This window comes from Vibrio sp. YT-19(2023), assembly GCF_033337395.1.
Genome location: NZ_JAWOQN010001216.1, coordinates 1 through 506, shown reverse-complemented (window position 1 = coordinate 506; position 506 = coordinate 1). Strand labels below are relative to the sequence as shown.

Here is a 506-nt window from a genome sequence, read left to right as displayed (position 1 = left end):
ACGCCGGATAGTCGTCATCGTTTACTGAGCAGTGATGGTGCCGATACCGTCACGCCAGAGCAGATTCTTGCGGTGCATGATCAACTATTTAAAACTGATCACGGTTACAAAATGGTGATTGTTGCAGACGTTGAGCCTGAGCAAATTACGCCGCTTCTACGCAAATACGTGGCATCAATTAAGATGAAGCCGGGTAAAGCTGTAGATTATCGTGTGTCATTTAATGATGAGCTGCCAGCGCGCTCGGTCGTCACTGATGGTCACGAGCCTTCATCGTTTTACCTGCTGCGTTTTACTAACACCGATAAGTACAACCGTACGGCAAAAGACACGGTGACAGAAGACATTCTGGAGCGCATCAGTGCCGCACGAGTACTGGAGACGTTCCGTGAAGAATCAAGCTTAGATTACAGCCCTAGCATTTATACGATGACGCAAGATGGTGAGCCGATTTCGGACTGGTTGTTTGAATCGCAGGTGGATCCAAAAGATGTGGGTTTGATGGA

The 506-nt window shown here is 48.0% G+C and carries 1 protein-coding gene; it reads left to right on the top strand.

Translation table 11 applies throughout. The features are described from left to right. Positions 1–506 (top strand): insulinase family protein (locus R7E78_RS30920; protein ID WP_318059243.1); only part of this gene is annotated, 506 nt, incomplete at both ends.